Consider the following 25,620-nt stretch of genomic DNA (forward strand, 5'->3'; position numbering starts at 1 on the left):
TAAACCGAACGCAGCCTGAGCCAATAATTTTTTCAGAACCTGCAAGATGGTTGTCCTATGCTTTCTGAATTTGTCAGGGCGCAGGGGTGGCAGATGTTTTTTTTTCGCGGTTTGTGGTCCGTGTTTTTCAGTCTGATGCTGGTAGCTTCCTGTTGGGGCACTGTTGATTCACCCGGGGAGAAAGCTGCCAGGAATGCCCGGGACAATATTAACAGACTCTATTTCGATTACGTCTTTGCAGAAGAAAATGAGAGGCTGTTAAAAGCCATCATGGTCTCAGTGCGGCGAATCTATGACCGCGATGAGTTGGATAAGAGGCTGGAGGGTCAGTCTGCATCTGGCTATCAGACAGAAGCCCGACAGCAGCTACTCACCGAGCTGGTTCAACAGGCCACCCGCCATGCTATTGCGAAAATCAATGGTAACGATGACACGGAAGACAGTTATCTTCCCATGTTTCATATTCTGCAGGCACTGAGCAATGCGCCATCCATGCAGGAATCCCTGGATGTTGCTCATTGGTTCCAGACCAGGCCGGTGATGCTTAAGGGGGTTCTGGCTGAAGATCGTATGGACTCCATGGAGAGCCTGATTCAGGAGGCTGTGCAGAACAGTTTCAAAGAATTCCCGTCTGACCCGCTTACCCGGGAACAGTTAGCCCGGCAACTCGGTTTTATCCTGGTCGAAATGCAGGAGCTGTTTCTCCGGGGCAAGGCGCTTCGTTTACTCAGTTACAAGGTAGACAAGCAAAAAAAGAACCCGCAGATTGCCAGAGACCCTGCATTTACCATTTACCTGTCCCTGCTGACGGAAGCCTTTAACAAGCATCCTACTCTCTGGCATACCGACAGCAAACGTCGTCATTATCAGGAAGACCTCTCCGCCCTGTTTATGAAAGCCGCTGATCGTGAAGGTTATGGCAATGAATGGTACCAGCAGATTCGCAGGATTCTCGATGGTGAAAAGCCAGTGCCTGTTACCCGACCAACGCACGCTCAGAAACCGCACAGGCATTACTACCGGGATGATGATGAGTGGGAAGGCTGGTTTGAACTCACTCCCTTTAGAGTGGTGCTTGGGATGAGTGTAATGTTTGGCGCATTTGTCACCACCATGGTCTGTCTGGGAATGTCTGAACATGAAGCGGAGCAGGGCAGGCAGGAGCGGCGGCAGGAGGAGAATCTGCAAAGGAAATTGGGCAAAACACTCAACAAACCCGGGCGGGAAGATCCGCAGGGAAGGGACTGGAAACCCAACGAAACTGACAGGAAGGAAGTCAAAGAAGCTGCGGAAGGCTTTGAAGAAAAGATCATAAAAAATGTACTGATCCAGGCTGGGGTTCTGAATCCCCTTTTCTGTAATATGGATATAGCTGATATCTACATGCAGATATCGCTGACAGAGCTCTACAGGTATTTGAGGAAAGAACGCTATATCTGGACAGAAAAAGATGAAATTCGCCGAAAAAGGGAGCAGGAAGAATATAAAGAACGCCGCAGAAAAGAGCAGGAACAGGCTAATGAAAGAGCCTGGACGCCCTCATACACTGAAACAACCTCGCAACAAAACGGGTCGGAGTCTTTATCGAGCTTCACTTATAATTTTCCAGGCAGCGATGACGACAGTGGTTATGTCAGCTTTGGTACTGCCACTGCCACTGAGGTTCAGGGACGGGATGCGGACTGGAATTGAGGTCATTTATGTGCCTGATTCCATGTTTGGAGGCCCGGCAGTGTTCTCATTTGCCTGCCGGGAACGTCTGAATCTGAACCATTAATTAGTTTTTCGGCACTTGCCAGTGGATTGTCCTATGCTCCCTGAATTTGTCAGGACATTGGGGTGGCGGATGTTTATTTTCTGCGGTTTATGGTCTGTGTTTTTGAATCTGATGCTGGTGGCCACCTGTTGGGGCAGTGTTGAATCACTCGAACGGACAGCTCTCATAGATGTCCATTACGACATCAACGGTCTTTATTTTGGTCACGTCTTTGCCGAAGAAAATAACAGGCTGTTAGAAGCCATTATGGTTTCAGTACGGAAAGTTTATGACCGCTATGAGCTGTATCAGTGGCCGGAAAGTCATTTTGCTCCTGACAATCAGACAGAGCACCGGCGGCAGCTGCTCACCAGACTTGTCCAGCAGGCTACCCGCCATACTATTGCGAAAATCACTGGTAACGATGATATAGATGACAGTTACCGGGACCGTTCCATGTTTCATCTCCTGCAGGCATTCAGTGGTTCTCCTGCCATGGAGGAATCCCGGGATGTTATTCATTGGTATCGAAACCAGCCGGTGTTGCTTCAGGGGGTGCCGGCTGAAGATCGCAGGGACTCCATGGAGAGCCTGATTCAGGAGGCGGTACAGAACAGTTTCAGAGAATTTCCGTCCAACCCATTTTCCCGGAAACAGTTAGCCCGGCAACTCGGTTTTATTCTGCTGGAAATGCAGGAGCTTTTTCTCCGTGGCAGGGGGCTCCGGTCTCTCAGCTACGAGATAGAGCAGCAAAAACAGAACCCGAAGATTGCCGGTGATCCTGCATTTATTCTTTATCTTTCCTTTTTGACTGAACTTTTTAACAGCCATGAAGCCCTCTGGCATAGAAAGAGCCTGGGGAGCAAATGGCGTCAGTATCAGGAAGACCTCTACGCCCTGTTTATGAAAGCCGCTCATCATGAAAATTATGGTATTGAGCGGTACCAGCGGGTTCGCAGAATTCTGGATGGTGAAAAGCTGCTCCATGAAAAGCCGGCCAGGAAATACTACTCGTACTGGAATGACATCAAATACTACCTGTACTGCATTGAAGTGGGCCCAAGGGAGAAATTTACCCTTTGGCTTGTGGTTGATTGGCTGATGATCGTTATTGTGGAAGATTTTGCGTACCGTATACGCCTTCACCAAGGGCAATTCTAATGATTTTGTCTGCACCCACTAGTCGATTGTCCTATGCTTTCTGAATTTGTCAGGGCATAGGGGGGCGGGTGCTTCTTTTTCGTGGTTTATGGTCTCTGCTTTTCAGTCTGATGCTGGTGGCTTCCTGTCGGGGTAGTGTTGAGTCAGTCGGGCGGAAAGCTCTCATAGATGTCCAGTACGACATAAGCAATCTCTATTTTGGTTACGTCTTTGCCGGAGAAAATAAGATGCTGCTAGAAACCATCATGGTTTCCGCACGGAAAGTCTATGACCGCGATGAGCAGTATCAGTCGCTGGAAAGTCATTTTACTCCAGACAGTCAGAAAGAAGATCGGCAGCGGCTGCTTACCAGTCTTGTTCAGGAGGCCATCCGTCATACTATTGCAAAAGTCACCGGTGACAATGGTATGGATGATAGTCGCCCTTGCAGTCCCTCGTTTCATTTTCTGCAGGTATTCAATAGTATTCCTGCTCTGGAGGAATCCCGGGATGTTATTGATTGGTATCAAAATCAGCCGGTGTTGCTTCAGGGGATTCTGGCTGAAGATCGTACGGACTCCATGGAGAACCTGATTCAGGAGGCGGTAAAGAACAGTTTCAGAGAATTCCCGTCTCACCCACTTACCTGGGAACAGTTATTATCAAGATTTGTGGTGAAGAGGGCATTCTATTTTGAGCCACTTACCCGGGTACAGTTAGCCTGGCAACTCGGCTATATTCTGCTGGAAATGCAGGAGCTTTTTCTCCGTGGCAGGGCGCTCCGGTCTCTCAGCTACAAGATAGAGCAGCAAAAACAGAACCCGGAGATTGCCAATGATCCTGCATTCACTCTTTATCTTTCCTTTTTGACTGAGCTGTTTAACAGCAATGACACCCTCTGGCATATAGAGAGCCTGGGGAGCAAATGGCTTAAGTTTCAGGGAGGCCTCTCCGTCCTGTTTTCGCAAGCCGCTAATCATGAAAATTATGGTTTGGAGTTTTACAAGCTGGTTCGCAGAATTCTGGATAGTGGAAAGCTATTCAATAATAAGCCGGTCAATAATAAGCCGGTCAATAATAAGCCGGTCAATAAAAAGCCGGTCAATAAAGAGCCAGTCAGGAAAGACTACGTGAACATGATCAGCGATTTACTGGATCGAAAGATCGGACTTGAGCTGATTGCTATTTTTAGCATGCTGATGATCAACGCGGTGGCTCATCTTTTGAGAACTGCACATGTATATGAAATGTTTGTACCAAGGGTATGAGTAGCTGTTTGAGGATAGGCTGCAAAGGACATCAGGCAGAGCGCTCAACCTAATTTACCAGCTTCAGTTGGGATTTTTTGACTCGTTCCCATGCTCCAGCGTGGAAACGAGTTGTTGGGGTTTATTTTAATGACTTTTTCAGCCTCCTAGTTGATTGTCCTATGCTTTGTAAATTTTTCAGGAAATAGGGGGGCAGATGCTTCTTTTTCGTAGTTTATGGTTTCTGTTTTTTAATCTTATGCTGGTGGCTTCCTGTTGGAGCAGTGTTGAGTCACCCGAGCAGAAAGCTCACAGGAATGCCCGGCTCAGTGTCAACGGCCTCTATTTTAGTTTCGTCTTTGCCGAAGAAAATAAAAGGCTGTTAGAAGCCATCATGGTTTCAGTGCGGCAAGTCTATGACTACTATTATCAGGATCTTTGGTCGGAAGGTCACTCTGCAACAGAGAATCGGACAGAAGCCCGACAGCAACTTCTCACCAACCTCATCCAGCAGGCTATCCGGCATACTACTTCGAAAGTCATTGGTAGCGAAAAGGTGGTTGACAGTCACCCAGACTGTTCCATGTTCCATCTCCTGCAGGCATTCAGTAATGCTCCTGCCATGGAGGAATCCGGGGATGTCGTTCATTGGTATCGAACCCGGCCTGTGTTGCTTCAGGGGGTCGTCGCTGAAGATCGTATGGACTCTATGGAGAGCCTGATTCAGGAGGCTGTGCAGAACAGTTTCAGAGAATTCCCGTCTAACCCGGTTTCCCGGGAACAGTTAGCCCGGCAACTGGGTTTTATAGTGGTGGAAATGCAGGAGCTTTTTCTCTGTGGTAAGGCGCTCCGTTCTCTTAGCCACACGGTAAACCGCTTCAAACGGATACCGGAGATTGCCAGTGATCCTTCATTTGCTTTTTTTCTTTCCTTTTTGACTGAACGGTTTAACAGCCATGACACCCTCTGGCATACAGAGAGCGGGGGGAGCAAATGGCGTCAGTATCAGGAAGACCTCTCCGCTCTGTTTATGAAAGCTGCTGATCATGAAGATTATGGTATTGAGTGGTACCAGCAGATTCGCAGGGTTCTGGATGAAGAAAAACCGGTCAGTGAAGAGCCTTTCGGGGCTGACAATGATTGGGAACATTGGATCAAACCTGTGATCATGATTCCGTTTTCCTTGGTGGTCATCTTCACGGTGGTATCAATAGTGAAAGATATATGTGAACCGGAACCTCCGCGAAGAAGAGCTAAAAGAGGATAGGCTGCAAACGTCAGCCAGGGCCCCCGTTTCGCTAAACAATTTCCACAATTAAACGTTCTGCCCTGAATTCATTGGTTTTTTCTCTGCAGCTGCCATTACCTTGTTCTATGCTTCCTTAATTTGTCAGGACACAGGGGTGTTGGATGCTTGTTTTTCGTGGTTTTCTGTTTTTGTTTCTCAGTATGATAGCGGCGGCTTCCAGCTGGAGCAGTGTTGAGTCAATCGAGCAGAAAGCTGAGAGGAATGCCCGGAAGAACCTCAACAATCTCTATTTTGACTATGTCTTTGCCAAAGAAAATGAGGGGCTGTTAAAAGCCATGATGGTATCTGTCCGGCAAATCTATGACATTTATAAGCCGAATCAGTGGCCGCAAGACCAACTGGTTCCAGACAATCAGAAAGAAGCTCGACAGCAGTTTCTTACCAGACTCGTCCAGCAGGCTGCCCGCCACACTATTGCGAAAGTTAACGATAAATTGGACGACAGTGACCCGGACCGTCCCATGTTTCATCTCCTGCAGGCATTCAGCGATGCTCCCGACATGAAGGAATCTCAGGATGTCGTTCACTGGTCTCAAACCTATCCGGTCATGCTTCAGGGGGTGATGGCTGAAGATCGTCTGGACTCCATGGAGAGTCTGATTGAGGAGGCTGTGCAGAACAGCTTCAGAGAATTTCCCGCCAACCCGCTTTCCCCGGAGCAGTCAGCCCGGCAACTCGGTTTTATTCTGCTGGAAATGCAGGAGCTTTTTCTCCGGGGCAAGGCGCTTCGTTCACTCAGTTTTAAGGTTGAAAAGCAAAAACAGAACCCACGGATTGCCAGAGACCCTGCATTTAACATTTACCTGACCATCCTGACTGAAGACTTTAATAATCATCCCACCCTCTGGCATAAAGACAGCAAACGTCGTGACTATCAGGAAAACCTCTCTGCCCTGTTTATGGAAGCGGCTGACCGTCAGGATTATGGTCTTGGGTGGTATCAGCAGGTTCGCAGAATTCTGGATGGTGAAAAACGGGTCAGTAAAAAGCTGGTCAGTAAAAAGCCGATCAGGCAAAGCCATCAGGATGACAATAACTGTGAACGCTGGTTTAAAATTGGGGTGATCGCTTCGGCAGGCGGCATGGTCATCAGCATGATCAGCATAATGGCCTTTTTGATGGTCGATGAATATAAAATGGAACGCAAGTGGCGGCAAGAGGAAAAGCTGCGAAAGAAGCTGGGCAGAGCACTCAACAAGCCCTGGCGGAAGGATCCGAAAGGAAGGGACTGGACACCTAACAGAAGGGACAGGAAGAAGGTAAGAGATATCATCGAAGGCTTTGATCGAAAGATTTGGGAAAAAGTCATGATCAGAGCCGGGGTTCTGGATCCCCATTTCTGTGACATGGATCTGGATGATCTCTATATGCAGTGGTCGCTGGCAGATCTTTATAGCCATTTGAGACAAGAAGAATATATCCTGACAAGAGAAGATAAAATACGTCATGAACAGCAGCGGCAAGAAGCGGCTGAAAGAGCCAGAGCAGCCGCCTACACTGCAACAACCCATCAACAAAATAAGCGCAATACCCTATCCAATTCCGGCTTCAGTTGGGATTCTTCAGACAACGATGGTGGTTTTGGCTTTTCCAGCTGGGATACACCGACCACTCTTTCAGTTCAGGGGCTGGAGGCTAGCTGGGATTGATTATTTAAAGCTTTGTCAGCTGATTTATTTCAGTAAACAATTTCCGCCATTAAAGGTTCTGGCCATGGATTCATTGTTTTTATTCCGCAGCAACCACAGTTGCTTGTCCTATACTTTCTAAATTTGCCGTTTGACAGGGAGGTCAGATGTTTTTTCTTCGAGAATTATTGTTTGTGTTTCTCAGCTTGATGCTGGTGACTTCCTGTTGGGGCAGTGCTGAGTCACCCGAGCAGAAAGCCGCCAGGAATGTTCGGGATAACCTGAATAGTCTCTATTTTGATTACGTGTTTGCCGAAGAAAATGAGAAGCTGTTAAAAGCCATCATGGTTTCGGTTCGGCAAGTCTATGAGCAGGATCAGGAGGCGCAGGACCGCTTTTTCCCAGGCAGTCAGACAGAAAACCGACAGCAGCTTCTGACCAGACTCGTCCAGCAGGCTTTCCGGCATACTATTTCGAAAGTCACTGGTAGCGACAACCCGGACCACCCTATGTTTCACCTTCTGCTCAATAAAGCACCTGGCATGGAGGAATCCCCGGATGTTGCTCGTTGGTATCGAACGCGGCCTGTGTTGCTTCAGGGGGTTTCAGCTGAAGACCGAACGGACTCAATAGAGAGCCTGATTGAGGAGGCAGTGCAGAACAGTTTCAGAGAGTTTCCGTCCAACCCGCTTTCCAAGGAAGAGTTATCCCGGCAGCTCGGTTTTATTCTGGTAGAAATGCAGGAGCTTTTTCTCCGTGGCAAGGCGCTTCGTCATCTCAGCTACAGGGTCGATGAGCAAAAACAGGACCCGGAGATTGCCAGAGACCCAGCCTTTGTTCTTTACGTTTCCTCTTTGACTGAACTGTTTAACAGCCATTCCACCCTCTGGCGTACAGACAGTGAACGTCGTCATTATCAAGAAGATCTTTCCGCCCTGTTTATGGACGCCGCTGGTCTTGAAGGTTATGGCACTGAATGGTACCAGCAGGTTCACAGAGTTCTGGAGGGTAAAAAGCCGGTCACCTACCACCCACGCAGTGGTTATAACCTTGATGGTCTCAATTATAAAGTACTGTTCCTTTCAGGCGCCTTGCTCGGAGGTTTTTTAACCGGCGTGATGGGTATAGTCATTGCTCATGGCCAGAGGCTATCACAAAGAGAGCAATGGACATGGGAGATTGAACAGGCGGAGGAGTTGCAAAGAAAGTTAGGCAAGGCACTTGAGCTGGAAGATCAGGAAGGAAGGGACCGGAAGCCTGACAGGAGAGACAGGAAAAAGATCGGAGAGATTATGGAAGGCTTTGATAGAAGGGTTACGGAGAAAGTACTGATCAGGTCCGGGGCTCTGGATCCCTATTCCTGTAACGTGGATATTAATCTCAGCATGCAGATATCGCTGATAAAGCTATACGACTATTTGAAGGAACGCAGGTATCTCTTGACAAAAGAAGAGAAAAGACGCCGGGAGATGGAGATGGAGATGGAGATGATGCAGGAAGAGGCGGATGAAAGGGCCCGAACAGCCACCTGCAGCGGAACTAGCCATCAGCAGGGGAGGGCGACCACACATTCACCCTCCAGTAGTTCTTCAAGTCAACAAAGAGCAAGTGGCTGTTCCAGCTGGCGTACCCCAAGGACTTCTGAGGTTCAGTGTCGCAAGGCGACCTGGAGCTGAATGGCACCATTAAAAAGACTCCCCAATAAACAATTTCCGCAATTGAAGGACCTGCCCCTTGTGAATTTACAGACTTTCCTTATTATTGATGTTTCACGGAGATCTGCTCAGGATCTCTGCACTCGTCCTGGTTCAGGACCCTCAGAATTGTTCAAGACATAAGGTTACGGAATTCACATGCTGGATCCCAAATACGTTCGCAGCCACCTCGATGAAGTGGCTGCCTTGCTTCGTAAAAAGCATTTCGAGCTGGATGTAGAGCGACTGAACGCTTTGGAAGAGCGTCGCAAGTCCCTGCAGATGCGCACCGAACAGCTTCAGAGCGAACGTAAATCCGGGTCGAAGGAGTTCGGCAAGATCAAATCCCGAGGCGGTGATATCTCCGAACTCAAGGCTCGTATGGACCAGCTCTCTGCGGAGGTGAAAGAGTCCGAGCACCAACTGTCAGCCCTGCAGGTAGAACTGAATGACTTGTTACTGGGGGTTCCCAATCTGCCCCATGAATCAGTACCGGAAGGAGCTGATGAAGAAGACAATGTTGAAGTGCGTCGTTGGGGAACCCCGGCTGATTTCCAGTTTGATATCAAGGATCACGTTGATCTGGGTGAGCCCCTGGGTCTGGACTTTGAAACCGGCACCAAACTGTCTGGTGCACGTTTTACACTGATGCGTGGTGGCATTGCCCGACTGCATCGTGCCCTGGCTCAGTTTATGCTGGATGTTCAGGTTCAGGAACATGGTTATGAAGAGGTCAATACACCGGCTCTGGTTCATGATACCGCTCTGCTGGGGACTGGACAGCTGCCAAAGTTCAGTGAAGATCTGTTCAAGACCGAATGCGCTGAAGCTGAGAAACCTTTCTACCTGATTCCAACCTCCGAAGTGACCCTGACTAACGTCGTGCGCGAAAGCATTCTGGATGCCACTGAACTGCCACTGAAACTGACGGCACACTCTTGCTGTTTTCGCAGCGAAGCAGGCAGCCATGGTCGTGATACCCGTGGCCTGATCCGCCAGCATCAGTTTGAGAAAGTGGAAATGGTTCAGGTAGTGCATCCGGAAAAGTCGTTCGAGGCCCTGGAAGCCATGACCGGTCATGCTGAGGCTATTCTGCAGAAACTGGGACTGCCTTATCGCGTAGTCGCGCTCTGCGGCGGTGATCTTGGCTTTGGTGCCGCCAAAACTTACGATCTGGAAGTCTGGCTGCCGGGTCAGGGCAAGTACCGTGAGATTTCTTCTGTCAGTAACTGTCTGGATTTCCAGGCTCGCCGCATGCTGGCCCGTTTCCGTAATCCCGAAACCGGCAAGCCGGAACTGCTGCATACCCTCAATGGTTCGGGTCTGGCAGTGGGCAGAACGCTGGTGGCTGTTCTGGAAAATTATCAGAATGAAGACGGCTCCATTACTATCCCGGAAGTGCTTCAGCCTTACATGGGTGGCGTCACTGTCCTGGGCAGATAGTTCTGAAACAGATAGTTCTGAAACCAGAGCACCTTCAGGTGCTCTGGGTCACAGGCTCCGAGACCAGGTTCTTCAACCACCGTCGTGAGAATACTCTGAACAACACCATCATAGCCTTAAACAGCTCTTCAAACAGGCTGAAAATAAACACCAGGTACAGCGGCAGTCCCCAGTGCGCTGCGAGCCAGGCCATGGGGATGCCAATCCCCCACATGGCAAAGGTGCTGATGATAGCGGTGGCTTTGACATCGCCGCCACTTCTCAGCAGACCAAGAATTCCCATCAGGTTGATAACCCGGATACATAAGCCCACACTGGCTACGATCATTGCCTCCTCGGCCATAGTCATGGTAGGGCCTTCAAAGTTTCCGAACAGGGTGACTACATCCGTCCGGAAAACGATCAGCAGAGTACCAATAAATAGCGCAATAAAGGGTGACATGATCAGCATCATCCAACCCTGTCGCCAGGCTCTCTCAAAACGGCAGGCTCCCAGTTCCTGACCCAGAATAATAGAGCCGCCCACACCGAATCCGAGAAACAGTGAAATCAGGATGGCCTCGATAGAGGAGATCGCTGACATGACTGCAAGCTCATTGACACCAATACCGGCATAGATGACGCTGTATATAATCAGACCAAAAGCCCAGGAACCGTCCTGGAGCACGATGGGAACACTGACTTTGAAATAGCGAATCAGCTCTTTCGTTTTCAGGCCCAACTCTAAATCCTGTTTTTCGGGAATCAGGTAGCTTCTGAATTGTTTGATGTACCAGAGCAGAAGGACTGTCTGGAAGAGTCTGGACAGGGTTGTTCCCCAGGCCGATCCGGCAACGCCCAGTTCCGGGAATCCAAAGTGCCCAAAAATCAGCACGTAATTCAGGAATACATTCACCAGAATGGCATAAAAGCCAATGAGGGTGGGTGTTCTGGCATCGCCAGATGCTCTCATCGCGGCTTCCAAAGGTACGACAATTGCCGCACAGATAATCGAAGGGGCGGTAATCAGGAGGTATTCAATAGCCAGTCGGGTTAGCTCAGGGTCGCGGGTTGAAAGCCCGATCACGACATCAGGCAGCAGCATGTAAAAGGCCACGATAGGTACCGTGATGAGTACTGAGGTCAGCAGCGATTGCACCAGCGTTCTTCGCAAGCCCGCAGGATCGCCCGAGCCGATAAACTGTGAGGCCAGAATACTCATACCGCTACCCAGAGAGGCAGTCAGAATCAGGTTAAAGAAAAAGATTCGGTTTCCCAGGCCCACCGCAGCAACGGCTGTCTCACCCAGCTGACCGACCATCAGAATATCGATGAGTCCGAGCAGGGAAAACATCATGGATTGCAGGGAAACAGGCAGGGCGAGGCGCCAGAGTTTATGAAAAAACTCCCTGTCCGCACTAAAACTTAGTGAAGCGGATGTATTCATGCAGTTCCTGATAAAAAGGGTATTAAGTACTCAACCCTACGAAATCATATTTTCTGACTTATTGCTCAGGCACTCGCGGCAACTGCTCCTGCGTTGCTCTAGCTCCTGCATCCATGCAGTCGTGATGCGTTGCAACTCTGGTCACATAGCTTGCTATGTTCCCGTCGTTGCGCCTTGCAGAGCACCTGCCCAATAAGCCAGAAATATTCGATTCCGTATGGCTGAGTACTTAGACTGTTCTAGATTCAGTCTTGAATTATTCGGCGTAGATTATATGAACTAAAGTATCGCTCATCTGCTGGGAAATACCGAACTCTGAAGTGAGACAACCAGGCATTGGATTTTAAGGCTTTAAAAGAGGGTATAAGGATCAAATTTATTCTTATTAAAGGATAAGCATTCACTGGTATAATGCCGGACAATGAGAGGAACAGGTTCAGTATCAGGTTAAGCCGCTGAAAAAACCGTTTCCCGGATACAATAATGATAACTGAAAGAGAGTCGTCCGAGTGGATTATTTGCCATTATTCCTCGAAGTTCGTGATCGTCCCTGTCTTCTCGTTGGGGGGGGGGACATTGCCTTGCGCAAAGCCAGATTACTGTCTGATGCGGGTGCGATGATTCAGCTGGTAGCGCCCGAAATTCACCCGGACCTGATGACATTGATCAATGCCGGAGATCATCAGTTCCGGCAGAAAGCCTTTGAGCTTTCTGACTTGAAAGGCGTTTGTCTCGTGATTGCAGCAACCGATGATCCTGAAGTGAACTCGGAAGTGGCCCGGCAGGCAAAGCTGCAAAATTTGTTTGTCAATGTCGTCGATGACGCTCAATCCGGTAATGCCGTAATGCCTTCTATTGTGGATCGCTCACCGGTTATGGTGGCTTTCTCAACGGGAGGAAAAGCACCTGTTTTAGCGCGAATGCTGCGACAGCGATTGGAATCCATCTTGCCGGCGGGCTATGGCCGTCTGGCCGAAATGGCGGGGCAGTTTCGTGCAGAAGTGTCCCGGAAATTCAGCCATATTAATGATCGCAGATATTTCTGGGAGCGCGTGTTAACCGGGAGCGCTGCGGAAAAAGCCATTTCCGGTGATGTTGAAGCAGCCCAACGTTTAATGGCAGAAGAGCTGGCCAGCTCCGAACCGGTAACGACCGGGGAAGTCTATCTGGTGGGTGGTGGGCCAGGCGACCCGGACCTGCTGACATTCAAAGCGCTGAGGTTGATGCAGCAGGCTGATGTCGTGTTGCATGACCGACTGGTTTCAGAACAGGTATTGTCACTCTGTCGTCGGGATGCGGATTACATTTACGTAGGCAAGAAGCGCGATCGACACACCCGCCCCCAGGAAGAAATTAATCAGCTACTGGTGGATCTGGCAAAAGAAGGTAAGCGGGTGTTGCGTCTAAAAGGAGGAGATCCATTTATTTTTGGTCGGGGAGGTGAAGAGATTGACACTCTGGCTGAAGAGAATATTCCTTTTCAGGTGGTGCCGGGTGTTACGGCGGCATCCGGCTGTGCCAGTTATGCGGGCATTCCCCTGACGCACAGAGATCATGCTCAGTCTGTAAGGTTTGTAACCGGTCATCTTAAAGACGACAGCTATAACCTGAACTGGCAAGAAATGGTTGACACTTCCCAGACTCTGGTTTTCTACATGGGTCTGATGGGGCTGCCACGAATCTGTGAAGAGTTACACAAACACGGGCGCAGTTCAGACACACCCATTGCTTTGATTGAGAAAGGAACCACCCAGAAACAAAGGGTATTCACCGGAACTCTGGAGACGATCTGCAGTATTGTTGAAGGGAATGCTGTAAAGGCACCCACTCTGATAATTGTTGGCGATGTGGTGCAGCTCCACGACAAGCTTAAGTGGTTTAATCCTCAAACTTCTTAGTTCAAACAATACATCCCCCACCCACTGCATTCCCGCCCTTTGCGCGGGAATGCATCAGGTTATAAGTTCGACAATATGGCCAGAGTGGCCATGACACCCAGAGCAGTCGTCACTGCGGCTTTACCTGCTGATGAAGTGGGCAGGACTGTCATATTTGTAGTTGATGAAGTGGGTACGACGGTCATATTTGTATTTGATGAAGTTGGGAGTGCTGTGGTCGTAACTGTGTTTGATAAATTGGAGGCCGCTGCCGAACTCATATTGACGGCATTGAAGAAGGCTGCGAAACCTGCAGCTGAGTCAAGGGGCGGACTGACTGGCTGGCAGACTTCTGAAACAAAGAAGAGCTCACCTTCGAGGTTGACCAGCCCGGCGCAGGCAGTGGCCGTGGAAGCATTCATGGCGGTCCAGATATTCACGGTTGTTTGAGTGGGAATTGGCCAGACACTGGGTGAACTTACAACTTTTTCGCACAGTTTTTGTTTTTCCGCGTCGTCCAGTGTTATGTGTGCTGCTTTCAAGCTGAAGCGTTTCAGAGGTTGCCACCATGGTTTGACTGCCTGAAGGTGGTTACAAACCAAATTCAGAGCAAGCAGTCCACTGACGGTCAGAGCGGTCTGTGTTGTTTTGATCTGATTACCAATCAGGTAAAAAAGAGGAAACTTTGTTTCCTTATCTGCGGTACCAACAAGTACAAACCCTCCCTTGCGAAGAGGGTCGAGTCGTGTGATACCCTCATTGGAAATATCAACAGTGTTTTTGAACACATCCATGGTGATTCTGGGGCCTAGTCTGAACTCTCCCGCCTCTGCCATATCGCCCCGGAATGTGTTCCCAGTCACAGTCAATAACCTGGACTGGTACTTGATGGCGGGAAGATTGATTAATATTCCCTGATCGGGAATAAGATTGGAAAGAATGCCGTTGTGAAGCCCGGTGTATTTTTTCCCAATGACCGTGTTATTGGCGAACTGTAGACCTGGACCTCGATACCAATAAGTGGCGGATAAATTCAAAGGTAACTTGCAATCCAGGTTAACTGCTGCCCGAACAGGAAGATGGAATACGTTTTCTTCTAATATCAGTCTGCGGTTATAACACTCTGCAAAAACAATGGAGTCAATTTTGGGGAGGTTATTCTCCCAGGTTGGCCGGAAAGTAATGTGTCGTATATTACTTTTTCTTCTTTCTTCGAAGAGGAAGTTATCAGGGGCTCCAATCCTGATCATACTACTGCCTGTAAATCCTGGCCGATTCTCGATAACGATTTCATGATCGACCTCGGCAGGTCCAAGAATGTCCTGACCGTCTTTCAAACGAATTTCACCGTCAATAAAGTATTTAGCGGTAATTTTACCAGGCGCCGAGGTCGTTGACGGAGGCGGCATCGCTGTGGTGCTATTTGACTGAACCATTGAGGAAGAGGTCATATTCATCGAAGAGCTGGTGGTGACATTGGCAGTGGTTGGGGCAGTGGTTGAGGTCTGCACGGTTTCGGAGGAGAGCAAAATAACAGTGTTCTCGGGAATCCGTTCGATCAGCTTGTTTAAATTCTCTGTCGGGTCAGCTTTGAGAACAATACACTGTCGATTGTAAACAAGGTCGCTATAAAGGTTCACTACTGCATCAACCCCTGAAAGACGGTCGCACAATTCAGTCGGAAGGAGGGGGGGAGCAGAAGGGGTTACACTGGGTGATCGAGTTGTGTTCTGTGCCTGCAGAATCAGAGCCTGTGACAGGAGTACAAGAGCGATTAAGCAGGTTGAATAATACTGTAGCTTGGTCATGTTAAGGACTCCCGATAAGCCTAGGAGCCTGACCGAGAATAGACTGCCCTACTGCGGCGGCAGCAAATTGGTCTGAAAATCCGCTTTTGTTCGTCAAATAGCTCGCTATTCTCCTCACAAAACCGAATTTTCATCCTCAATTTTCTGCCGTCCTCGCTACGGGCGCTATTCTCGGTCAGGCTCCTAGATAGGAAGCCTAGACTCCGCATTTATACTTATCCATTAATATGGTTAAGATGTTTCAGGAAAAACAGTTGGATTTTTCTTACTACCCTCTCTTCAGTGCTCTTGCCCGGACAGCCAGCCCTGACTCCAGAGCTATTTCATATCACTCGTTTTGCCCTCGACGGGAATGTCTATCTCCCGAGATGATGTGCGGATTCCCGGGCCGGGACCACCCATAGTACCTGAAAGCACGGGAATCAGAATAAACGCAGGGTACATTTATGTCAGGGCCTGGTTGCATAAGACTATAGATTCAACAATACAGCCAGAGTGGTTATAACACCCAAAGCAGTCGTCGCGGCGGTTAAACCTGCAGTTGAAGTGGTCACAAAATCAGAGTCGTCTATACCTGCTGATGTGGTGTCAATAACAGCAGGGGCAGCAACTGTCGGGCAGTTTGCATCATTATCAAAGTAGAGCTGACCCTGGATATTGGTCAGCCCGGTCAGAACAGAAGCTGTGGAATAATTGATGGGAGTCCAGGTATTCACGATCTGGTTGAGTGTCGGTCTACTGGTCGTTGCCATGCCGGCGGTTGAACTCACGGATCTTTGGCACTCAGTTCCGAGCGGTATGGGGTCAACTGCTATCACTGGACGAAATTCGCTGTATTGGTTCCACAGAGCCGTTCCCAGAAAGTCGTTACAGGCCAGGGCCAGTCCAATGCTGTAAGAGATGTTTATATTTTTCGTTGTGACGTAGATATAATTACCAGCCAGTTTAAAGCGAGAAACTTTACCGCCAAACCGATCACCTATAAGAGCGAATCCCCCTCGTCGGCCTGCATATCCTGTTGCAATTTCGTAACGCGTTATGCCTTCAGTATCAATGGTAACCGTGTTTCTGAAGATATCAATACTGTTTTCGGGCCCAAGCTGAATCTCAGCCAATTGTGAGGTTTTGCCCCGGACTGTGTTCTCAATTATTTCGAGTTTGTTTGACTGTCTGGTGATGTTACCAAGATTAATGATTATTGCTGCCTCGGGAATCATACTGTGCTGTGTTGTGCGGATGGTTTCACCTATGACCTCGTTCTTGGCGAAACGCAAGCCTGGACCCGTTTGCAAATTGTTGGCGGATGCATCCAGAGATGTAGAGCATCTCATGTCGACTGCGGCAAAGGTAGGGAGATATAAAACGTTGTTTTCTATAGCCAGTGTCCGGTTATAACAGTTTGTGTGAAAAATAGAGTAGATTGGATTATCGGGATTAGCTCCGGTTGGCCGGAAAGTTATGTGTTTTATATGATTGTCTATTGTTTCGCTAAAATTGAATCCGCCATTGTATTCAACTCCAACCTCGATCATGTTTCTGTCTGCAAAACCTGGATGAAGCTTGATAACAATTTCATAACCGTCATCAGCAGCCCCGATGATGTCCTGACCGTTCTTCAAAGTTATTGCATTGGCGATAAGATATTCAACAGTGGGCTTACCTGTCACGGGGGCAACGGTTGGAGAAGTTGTTTTGGAGGAAAGCAAGATAATGGTGTTATCAGGAATCCGTTTAATCAACTCACTTAAATCATCTGCAGGGTCGGCACTGAGAACAACGCACTGTCGTCCGCTAACAAGACCAGGGTACTGCTTAAGCCGTTGTTCAACCCCAGTCGTTTGACCTCTGAGAGAGCTACATAATTCCCTTGGAGGGGGAGTTGCAGTAGTAGGAGCTGCAGTTGACGATTGAGCTGTAGCTGTCGATTGAGCTGTAGCTGTCGATTGAGCTGTAGCTGTCGATTGAACTCCAGCTGTCGATTGAACTCCAGCTGTCGATTGAACTGCGGCTGACGATTGAACTGCGGCTGACGATTGAACTGCGGCTGACGATTGAACTGCGGCTGACGATTGAACTGCGGCTGACGATTGAACTGCGGCTGTCGATTGAACTTCGGCTGTCGATTGAACTGCGGCGAACGGTTGAACTGCGGCGAACGGTTGAACTGCGGCTGTCGTTTGAACTGAGGCTGTCGGTTCAACTGCCGTTGTCAATTGAACTGTGGTTGTTGGATGAACTGAGGTTGTCGATTCAGCTGCCGCTGTCGGTTGAAGTGCTGCTGTCGGTTGAGCTGTGGTTGTTGGATGAACTGCGGTTGTAGGTTGAGTCGTGTTTTGAGCCTGAAGGTTCAGGGGCAGTAACAGAAATACAGGAGCGATGAACAGGGCCGAATGGTGCCGCAACTTAATCATTTTCAGGACTCCTTGGAAAAGTCGTTAGGAAGACTAGACGCTGTGTTTATACTTATCCATTAATGTGATGATGGTGTTGCAAGAAAATAGATGGATCTTTTTGTCAATCCTCTCTTTAGTGCTGCTAATCAGAGTATTAGCCTTGATTCCTGAGCCTTTCATATACAGGGTGCGGGCATGCTCTTTTAACCGAGGAATCAGCTCAGGCTATAGATTCAACACTATGGCCAGAGAAGCTATGACCCCCAAAGCATTGGTCACTGGAGTTGTACCCGCTGATGAAGCAAAGGATTGAGGCTCTGTCATGCAGACAGCTGAGTCAAAGTAGAACTGACCCTCGACGTTGGTCAGTCCAGTCAAAGCAGTGGCTTTGGAATCATTGAAGGGAGTCCAGGTATTCACGATCTGGCAAAGTGTCGATGCATTGGTCGTTGCCATGCCGACGGTTGAACTCACAGACCTTGGGCACTCATCTGCCAGTGGCAATGGATCAACGGCTTTCAGGGGGAAATCTTCGTTGTCTACTTTCCACAAAGTCATTCCCAGAAAGTGGTTACAGGCCAGCGCCAGATCAAGCTTGTCATAGATAGTTAAAGCTGTCGTTGTGACGTTGATGTTGTTACCAGCCAGATTAATGAGAGGCGCTTTTCTATAGGCAGAAACGAAAAGACCTTTTAAAGCGAACCCTCCTTCAATTCCTGTACGAATTTCGCCAGGTGTCTTGTCTTTATTATCAATATCAACAGTGTTTCTGAAGATATTAATATTGCTTCCGGATCCAATTGCAATCTGAGCCAATTCCGAGATTTTGCCCCGGAATGTGTTACCAATTATTTCGAGTTTGTTTGACAGGTTATTGATGTTGCGAAGATTAATGAATATTGCTTTCTCGGGAATCATACTGAGTTTTGTTGTGTGGATGGTTTGACCAATGACATGATTATCAGCGAAACGTAAGCCCGGGCTCGTGTGCAAATCACTGGTGGATGCATCCAGATTCGCAGAACAATTAATGTTAACTGCGGCCCGGACAGGGAGATAAAAAACGTTGTTCTCTATAGATAATGTCCCAGAATAGCAGTTTGTGTGGACAATAGCGTCAGTTTGAGTATCTGGATTAACTCCGGTTGGCTGGAAAGTAATGTGTTTTATATGACTGTCTGCTGTTTCTCCAAAATTGAATTCGTCATCGTAGTGAACGCCAACTCCGATCATGTATTTACTTGTAAAGTTATCATGAAGCTTGATAACAATTTCAAAACCGTCATCAGCAGCCCCGATGATGTCCTGACCGTTCTTCAAAACGATTGCATTGGCGATAAAATATTCAACAGTGAGCTTACCTGTCACGGGGGCAACGGTTGGAGAAGTTGTTTTGGAGGAAAGCAAGATAACGGTGTTATCAGGAATCTGTTTTATCAACTCACTTAAATCATCTGCAGGGTCGGCACTGAGAACAACGCACTGTCGTTCGCTAACAAGATCACTGTCGTCGATAAGCCGTTGTTGAACCCCCGTCGTTTGGCCTCTGAGAGAGCTACATAATTCCGTTGGAAGGGAAGTTGCGGTAGCGGCATTTACCAGGCAAAACGATAAATCCAACGCATCCCGAAATTCAGTTCTCGAAGAGCAATTGGCTGTTAACACACGTGGGTCTGCATTTTGGCAAAAAAGTTGATCATTGGGGATAGATCCAAAATTCCTTATATTGCCATTGACATAGCTGTTCACCGCATTGGTCTTGGTAACCTTTGTTCCACTATTTCCCCCAGCCCCGATCCCGGCTTTTGAAAATCCACGCTTGGTGGCTCCGACATGGCTGTTCACCGCCATGGTGTTGGCAACCTTTCCTGTATTTGTAACAAACGCCCCCCCGATGCCGACGTCTGCATACCAACCCTCGGTTTTGGCATTGCTGTTCACCGCAGTGGTTTTGTCAACCGTACCGTGAACCTCCCCCCCACCGATGCCGGCATCTGCATTCGAACCCGAGGTTTTGACCGAGCTTTTCACCGCCGTGGTGCTGTCAACCTTTCCCCGGTAATACAACAACCCCCCTCCGATGCCGGCTTCTGCTTGATTACCCTCGGTTTTGACATGGCTGTTCACCGCCGTGGTGTTGACAACCGTTCCTTTAACCACCCCCCCACCGATGCCGGCGCATGCCTTGAAATTCTTGGTTTCGACCCTGCTGTAAACCGCAGTGGTGTTGGCAACCGTTCCTTCAACCCACCCCCCCGATGCTAGGCATGTGCATGCTGACCCGAGGTTGTGACACTGCTGTTCACCGCCATGGTGTTGGCAACCTTTCCTGTATCTGTAACATACCCCCCCCCGATGCCGGCGTTTGAATCCGAAGCCTTGAGTAAGACATGGCAGTTCACCGCCGTGGTGTTGTCAACCATTCCTTTAACCACCCCCCCACCGATGCCGAGGCGTACACGCCCCCCCCCTGGGTTGTCAATACGAACATCTTTCGCCCGGATATTACTGACTTTGCCAGTATCATCAACAACACAGGCTGCTAACCCGGTCGTCTTCCAGGAAGTTATATTGGCACCCGTAAAGTGAAGGTTCCTGATGCTGCCTTTCAGAGTGTCAATAAAACAGTCAGACAGGCCGCTGATGGTACGGCACTGCCCATAGTACTCCCCGGTGAATGGATGGGTATCATTGCCAATGGATTGATAGTCTTTAGTGACAACAATATCCGCTGTCTGTTGATAGGTACCGTTTAGTGGATATTCTCGACCAATCTTGCTCAGGTCTTCTGCATCATTAATCTTTATGGGGGCTGTTAACGCTGTAGTGGGTGTAGATTGAATGGTCAGGGCCAGTAACAGAAATTCAGGAGCAATGAACAGGACCGAATAGTGCCGCAACTTAATCATTTTCAGGTCTCCTTGAAAAGCCGACAGAAAGCCTAGTCGCTGTGTTTATAGTTATCCACTAATAGGATTAAGGTGTTGCAAGAAAACAGATGGATCTTTCTGTCAATCCTCTCTTTAGTGCTACTACTCAGGGTATTAGCCATGACTCCTGAGCCGCTCATATAAGTACCTAACCAGTTGGTTTCGCATATTCTGGACGGCGGCTTTTTCCATCCTTCTGCGTTCCAACTCTGGTTGCGTAGCTATGGCTACGCGCCCGTCGTTGCGCCTTGAAGGATGAAAAAATCCACTCGCCAGAATATGCGAAACCAACTGGCCAGGTACTTACAGGGCAAGGGCGTTGCAACAGCCTCTTTATAAACGAGGGGATGAAACACTCAGGCTATAGATTCAACAATATGGCCAGAGAGGCTATGACCCCCAGAGCATTGGTCACTGGGATTGTATCCGCCGATGAAGTGGAAACCGGGTTGATATTGAAAGTCGCATTGTTGGTAGTCGCATTGGTAATAGACGCAGAGGACTGGTTGATATTGAAAGTCGCATTGTTGGTAGTCGCATTGGTAATAGACGCAGTGGACTGAGGGTCTGTCATGCAAACAGCTGAGTCAAAGTAGAACTGACCCTCGACGTTGGTCAGTCCAGTCAAAGCAGTGGCTTTGGAATCATTGATAGGAGTCCAGCTATTCACGATCTGGCAAAGTGTCGGTGCACTGGTCGTTGCCATGTCGACGGTTGAACTCACAGACCTTGGGCACTCAACTGCCAGTGGCAATGGATCAACGGCTTTCAGGGGGAAATATTCGTTGTCTACTTTCCACAAAGTCATTCCCCGAAAGTGGTTACAGGTCAGTGCCAGATCAAGCTTGTCATAGATAGTTAAAGCTGTCCTTGTGACGTTGATATTGTTACCAACCAGATTAATGAGAGGAGCTTTTCTATGGGCAAAAACGAAAAGACCTTTTAAAGCGAACCCACCCCTTCGGGTTTCAATTCCTGTACGAATTTCGCTACGTGTCTTGCCTTTATTATCAATATCAACAGTGTTTCTGAAGATATTAATATTGCTTCCGGATCCAATTGCAATGTCAGCCAATTCCGAGATTTTGCCCCGGAATGTGTTACCAATTATTTCGAGTTTGTTTGACAGGTTATTGATGTTGCGAAGATTAATGAATATTGCTTCCTCGGGAATCATACTGAGTTTTGTTGTGCGGATGGTTTCACCAATGACCTTGTTATTAGCGAAACGTAAGCCCGGACCCGTGTGCAAATCACTGGTGGATGCATCCAGATTCGCAGAACAACTAATGTTAACTGCGGCCCAGACAGGGAGATAAAAAACGTTGTTCTCTATAGATAATGACCGATAATAGCAGTTTGTGTGGACAATATCGTCAGTTTGAGTATCTGGATTAACTCCAGTTGGCCGGAAAGTAATATGTTTTATATGATTGTCTGCTGTTTCTCCAAAATTGAATTTGTCATCGTAGTCAACGCCAACCCCGATCATGTATCTATTTTTAAAGTTATCATGGAGCTTGATAACAATTTCATAACCGTCATCGGCAGCCCCGATGAGGTCCTGACCGTTCTTCAGAGTTATTGCATTGGCGATAAGATATTCAGCAGTGGGCTTACCTGTCACGGGGGCAACGGTTGGAGAAGTTGTTTTGGAGGAAAGCAAGATAACGGTGTTATCAGGAATCTGTTTTATCAACTCACTTAAATCATCTGCAGGGTCGGCACTGAGAACAACGCACTGTCGTCCGCTAACAAGATCACTGTCCTCGAGCCGTTGTTGGACCCCCGTCGTTTGACCTCTGAGAGAGCTGCATAATTCCGTTGGATGGGGAGTTGCAGTAGTAGGAGCTGCAGTTGACGATTGAGCTGTAACTGTCGATTGAACAGCGGCGGACGGTTGAACTCTAGCTGTCGGTTGCACTGCGGCTGTTTGTTCAACTGCGGCTGACGATTGAACTGCGGTTGTCGGTTCAACTGCGGCTGACGATTGAACTGCGGTTGTCGGTTCAACTGCGGCTGACGATTGAACTGCGGTTGTCGGTTCAACTGCGGCTGACGATTGAACTGCGGTTGTCGGTTCAACTGCGGCTGACGATTGAACTGCGGTTGTCGGTTCAACTGCGGCTGACGATTGAACTGCGGTTGTCGGTTCAACTGCGGCTGACGATTGAACTGCGGTTGTCGGTTCAACTGCGGCTGACGATTGAACTGCGGTTGTCGGTTCAACTGCGGCTGACGATTGAACTGCGGTTGTCGGTTCAACTGCGGCTGACGATTGAACTGCGGTTGTCGGTTCAACTGCGGCTGACGATTGAACCGCGGTTGTCGGTTCAACTGCGGCTGACGATTGAACTGCGGTTGTCGGTTCAACTGCGGCTGACGATTGAACTGCGGTTGTCGGTTCAACTGCGGCTGACGATTGAACTGCGGTTGTCGGTTCAACTGCGGCTGACGATTGAACCGCGGTTGTCGGTTCAACTGCGGCTGACGATTGAACCGCGGTTGTCGGTTCAACTGCGGCTGACGATTGAACTGCGGTTGTCGGTTCAACTGCGGCTGACGATTGAACTGCGGTTGTCGGTTCAACTGCGGCTGACGATTGAACTGCGGTTGTCGGTTCAACTGCGGCTGACGATTGAACTGCGGTTGTCGGTTCAACTGCGGCTGACGATTGAACTGCGGTTGTCGGTTCAACTGCGGCTGACGATTGAACTGCGGTTGTCGGTTCAACTGCGGCTGACGATTGAACTGCGGTTGTCGGTTCAACTGCGGCTGACGATTGAACTGCGGTTGTCGGTTCAACTGCGGCTGACGATTGAACTGCGGTTGTCGGTTCAACTGCGGCTGACGATTGAACTGCGGTTGTCGGTTCAACTGCGGCTGACGATTGAACTGCGGTTGTCGGTTCAACTGCGGCTGACGATTGAACTGCGGTTGTCGGTTCAACTGCGGCTGACGATTGAACTGTGGTTGTCGGTTCAACTGCGGCTGACGATTGAACTGTGGTTGTCGGTTCAACTGCGGCTGACGATTGAACTGTGGTTGTCGGTTCAACTGCGGCTGACGATTGAACTGTGGCTGTCGATTGAACTCCAGCTGTCGATTGAACTGCGGCTGTAAGTTGAGTCGTGTTCTGAGCCTGAAGGTTCAGAGGCAGTAAAAGAAATACAGGTGCGATGGACAGGGACGAATAGTGCCGCAACTTAATCATTTTCAGGACTCCTTGGAAAGTCGATAGGAAGCCTAGTCGCTGTGTTTATAATTATCCATTAATAGGATTAAGGCGTTGCAAGAAAATAGATCGATCTTTCTGTCTGTTCTCTCTTAAGTTTCTGTTATTCAGGGTGTTTGCTCTGACTCCTGAGCCATTTATATACAGGGTTTTGCAACAACCTGTTTAAACCGAAAGGATGAATCAGTTCATGTCTATAGTTTCAACAATATGGCCAGAGTGACTATGACACCCAAACCATTGGTCACTGCGGTGGTACCTGATGATGAAGTGGGAACCGGACTGGTACTGGTACTGAAAGTCGTATTGGCAATAGAAGAAGAGGACTGAGCGTCTGCCATGCAAGCAGCTGAATTAATGTAGAACTGACCCTCGACGTTGGTCAGTCCAGTTAAAGCAGTCACTGTAGAATCATTAATAGCAGTCCAGGTATTCACGATTTGGCAGAATGCAGGCAAACTTCCAGTTGCCATGCCAATAGTTGAAGTCGCTGGGCTTCCGCACTTATCTGCCAGTGTCAATGGGTCAACGGCTTTCAGGCTGTGTTTTGTAAGTTGTCGCCACGGACTGCCAGCCTGCAGGTGGTTACAGGCCAGAGCCAGTTTAATGGTGTCAATAACGACTATAGCTGCTGCTGAGCCCCGGATCTGATTGCCTGCAAAATTATAAAGAGGAGGTTCTTCAATCTTACTGGTATGACCTATGAGAATGAATCCCCCTTGTATTAATTTTCCTCGACCAGAAGCTTCCTTGTAGGTCTTGCCGACATTGGAAATATCGACCCTGTTTCTGAAAACATCCATACTGGTTCCGGCTCCAAGCATTATTTCACCCGCTCCTGCCATTGTATTTTGAAATATGTTCCCTATGGCAGCGACCCTCTGTGTCTGGTTCTTGATGGATTGAAGATGAATACGTATCCCTCTCTCAGGAGTTAATTCGTCTATCTGCATTGGGATAGTGTTACCTATAACTGTGTTATTGACAAACATCAGGCTCGGGCCCGGACGACTGTCATTTTGGGCCGCATTCAGGTGTTCTCTACACTCAAAGTTAACCGCAGACTTATAAGGAAGATAGAATACATTGTTGTCTAAAATCAGTCTCCGGTTAAAGCACTCTGCTAAAACAATGTCATTAATGGGCCTGGGTAGCTTAGGTCCGGTTGGCAGGAAAGTAACGTGTCTTATATGACTGTCTTCTGTTTCTCCAAACTGGAAGTTGTCAGTGATTCCAACCCTGACCATCTGTGTATCTGTATAACTTGCGTTATTCTTGATGACGATTTCAAAACCGTCATTAGCGGCCCCAAGAATGTCCTGACCGTCTTTCAAAACGATTTCACTGCCAATGAGGTAGTCAATCGGGGTTATGCCCGAGGCAGGGGCAGGGGTGACCGATGGTATAGGCGTCGTTAGGTTAGTGACAGCCTCTGAGGAGAGCAGTATCACGGTGTTTTCAGGAAGCCGGTTTATCAACTGAGCTAAATCTTTTGTCGAATTGGCACCGATAACAATGCATTGCCGCCCGCTGACAAGGCTACTGTAGAGGTTTAGCCGTTGTTGAACCCCTGTCGTTTGTCCTGACAAAGAGTCGCACAGTACCCTTGCAGGATCATTGGCTGGAGTCTGAGCCTGCAGACTCAGAGTCAGTATCAGGCATACAGTGACGATTGATCGCGCAAAATAAAGTAGCCACTTAATCATTATCTGGACACCGCATAAAAGGCGATAG

At 48.6% G+C, this 25,620-nt stretch carries 17 protein-coding genes; 9 read left to right on the top strand and 8 right to left on the bottom strand.

Translation table 11 applies throughout. The features are described 5' to 3' along the window. Window positions 1-93 precede the first annotated feature (93 nt). From ACO6V5_RS05005 to serS, 7 genes are all read left to right on the top strand, one after another. Window positions 94-1,692, top strand: coding sequence for a hypothetical protein (locus ACO6V5_RS05005; RefSeq protein ID WP_422412839.1), 1,599 nt, complete (start codon window positions 94-96; stop codon window positions 1,690-1,692). A 118-nt stretch (window positions 1,693-1,810) separates the two neighbouring features. Then, window positions 1,811-2,917, top strand: coding sequence for a hypothetical protein (locus ACO6V5_RS05010; protein WP_422492060.1), 1,107 nt, complete (start codon window positions 1,811-1,813; stop codon window positions 2,915-2,917). A 68-nt stretch (window positions 2,918-2,985) separates the two neighbouring features. Beyond that, entirely contained in the window at window positions 2,986-4,164 is a 1,179-nt protein-coding gene (locus ACO6V5_RS05015; protein ID WP_422412843.1) for a hypothetical protein, read from the top strand. 196 nt (window positions 4,165-4,360) lie between these two features. Next, window positions 4,361-5,410, top strand: coding sequence for a hypothetical protein (locus tag ACO6V5_RS05020; RefSeq protein ID WP_422412845.1), 1,050 nt, complete (start codon window positions 4,361-4,363; stop codon window positions 5,408-5,410). 143 nt (window positions 5,411-5,553) lie between these two features. Then, complete coding sequence (locus ACO6V5_RS05025; protein ID WP_422412847.1) at window positions 5,554-7,101, top strand: hypothetical protein; 1,548 nt, start codon at window positions 5,554-5,556, stop codon at window positions 7,099-7,101. A 146-nt stretch (window positions 7,102-7,247) separates the two neighbouring features. After that, window positions 7,248-8,756 carry a hypothetical protein gene (locus ACO6V5_RS05030; protein ID WP_422441853.1) on the top strand — a complete coding sequence of 503 codons (1,509 nt, stop codon included), beginning with the start codon at window positions 7,248-7,250 and terminating at the stop codon, window positions 8,754-8,756. Between the two features lie 177 nt (window positions 8,757-8,933). Further along, complete coding sequence (gene serS / locus ACO6V5_RS05035; protein WP_422412851.1) at window positions 8,934-10,217, top strand: serine--tRNA ligase; 1,284 nt, start codon at window positions 8,934-8,936, stop codon at window positions 10,215-10,217. 34 nt (window positions 10,218-10,251) lie between these two features. Here serS and ACO6V5_RS05040 read toward each other — a convergent pair whose 3' ends face one another. Continuing rightward, window positions 10,252-11,643 (bottom strand): MATE family efflux transporter, encoded by a 1,392-nt coding sequence (locus ACO6V5_RS05040; RefSeq protein ID WP_422134041.1) that lies wholly within the window; start codon window positions 11,641-11,643, stop codon window positions 10,252-10,254. A gap of 509 nt (window positions 11,644-12,152) precedes the next feature. Between ACO6V5_RS05040 and cysG the strand changes: the two genes are divergently transcribed. Continuing rightward, window positions 12,153-13,541: a siroheme synthase CysG gene (gene cysG, locus ACO6V5_RS05045; protein WP_422413989.1), complete on the top strand. Its 1,389-nt coding sequence runs from the start codon at window positions 12,153-12,155 to the stop codon at window positions 13,539-13,541. Window positions 13,542-13,600: 59 nt separating this feature from the next. Here the strand turns inward: cysG and ACO6V5_RS05050 are convergent, their stop codons facing one another. The 6 genes from ACO6V5_RS05050 to ACO6V5_RS05075 form a co-directional block, all read right to left on the bottom strand. Continuing rightward, on the bottom strand, window positions 13,601-15,328 hold the full coding sequence (locus tag ACO6V5_RS05050) for a hypothetical protein (protein WP_422134039.1): 1,728 nt from the start codon (window positions 15,326-15,328) through the stop codon (window positions 13,601-13,603). 470 nt (window positions 15,329-15,798) lie between these two features. Beyond that, complete coding sequence (locus ACO6V5_RS05055) at window positions 15,799-17,067, bottom strand: hypothetical protein (protein WP_422414070.1); 1,269 nt, start codon at window positions 17,065-17,067, stop codon at window positions 15,799-15,801. A gap of 5 nt (window positions 17,068-17,072) precedes the next feature. Continuing rightward, window positions 17,073-17,528, bottom strand: a complete 456-nt coding sequence (locus tag ACO6V5_RS05060) for a hypothetical protein (RefSeq protein WP_422414068.1) — start codon at window positions 17,526-17,528, stop codon at window positions 17,073-17,075. A gap of 418 nt (window positions 17,529-17,946) precedes the next feature. Then, window positions 17,947-19,881, bottom strand: a complete 1,935-nt coding sequence (locus tag ACO6V5_RS05065; RefSeq protein ID WP_422492061.1) for a hypothetical protein — start codon at window positions 19,879-19,881, stop codon at window positions 17,947-17,949. Between the two features lie 101 nt (window positions 19,882-19,982). Next, complete coding sequence (locus ACO6V5_RS05070; protein ID WP_422492062.1) at window positions 19,983-20,630, bottom strand: hypothetical protein; 648 nt, start codon at window positions 20,628-20,630, stop codon at window positions 19,983-19,985. A gap of 382 nt (window positions 20,631-21,012) precedes the next feature. Then, the gene (locus ACO6V5_RS05075; RefSeq protein WP_422441849.1) at window positions 21,013-22,350 is read right to left on the bottom strand and encodes a hypothetical protein; all 1,338 of its coding nucleotides are present in this window, start codon (window positions 22,348-22,350) and stop codon (window positions 21,013-21,015) included. 266 nt (window positions 22,351-22,616) lie between these two features. Between ACO6V5_RS05075 and ACO6V5_RS05080 the strand changes: the two genes are divergently transcribed. Continuing rightward, complete coding sequence (locus ACO6V5_RS05080; RefSeq protein ID WP_422492063.1) at window positions 22,617-23,774, top strand: hypothetical protein; 1,158 nt, start codon at window positions 22,617-22,619, stop codon at window positions 23,772-23,774. A gap of 306 nt (window positions 23,775-24,080) precedes the next feature. Here ACO6V5_RS05080 and ACO6V5_RS05085 read toward each other — a convergent pair whose 3' ends face one another. Beyond that, the gene (locus tag ACO6V5_RS05085; RefSeq protein WP_422412907.1) at window positions 24,081-25,592 is read right to left on the bottom strand and encodes a hypothetical protein; all 1,512 of its coding nucleotides are present in this window, start codon (window positions 25,590-25,592) and stop codon (window positions 24,081-24,083) included. Window positions 25,593-25,620 lie beyond the last annotated feature (28 nt).

The organism is Endozoicomonas sp. ALD068 (assembly GCF_049310145.1).
Lineage (GTDB): Bacteria > Pseudomonadota > Gammaproteobacteria > Pseudomonadales > Endozoicomonadaceae > Endozoicomonas_A.